This is a genomic window from Vibrio sp. 1288 (assembly GCF_033344475.1).
This window is the reverse complement of sequence record NZ_JAWPOX010001026.1, coordinates 1-537: the sequence shown is the minus strand read 5'-3', so window position 1 is coordinate 537 and position 537 is coordinate 1. Positions and strand designations below refer to the sequence as shown.

The following is a 537-nucleotide window of genomic DNA, read 5'->3' as shown; positions in this document are numbered from 1 at the left end:
GCCAAATAAAACCCTCGCGGCTCAGTTGTATGGGGAAATGAAATCGTTCTTTCCTAACAATGCGGTCGAGTATTTTGTGTCTTACTACGACTACTATCAACCAGAAGCGTATGTGCCTACAACTGACACCTTTATTGAAAAAGATGCGTCAGTGAACGCTCACATTGAGCAAATGCGTTTGTCTGCCACCAAAGCTTTACTAGAACGAAAAGACGCCATCATCGTCGCTTCGGTCTCGGCCATCTATGGTTTGGGTGATCCCGAGTCGTATTTACAGATGATGCTGCACTTACGCCGTGGTGACGTGATCGATCAGCGTGACATGCTTCGTCGCCTAGCGGAACTCCAATACTCGCGTAATGATGTCGCTTTTGAACGCGGTCAGTTCCGTGTTCGCGGCGAAGTGATTGACATATTCCCAGCCGAGTCTGACCAAGATGCTGTGCGCGTTGAAATGTTTGATGATGAAGTGGATTGCATCAGTGTGTTCGACCCATTGACGGGTGTCGTGAAACAAAGAGATTTGCCGCGTTACAC

Annotated in this window: 1 pseudogene; it reads left to right on the top strand. The window is 48.2% G+C overall.

The features are described 5' to 3' along the window. Positions 1 to 537, top strand: a pseudogene (locus tag R8O11_RS30710) (excinuclease ABC subunit B); the annotation flags it as partial.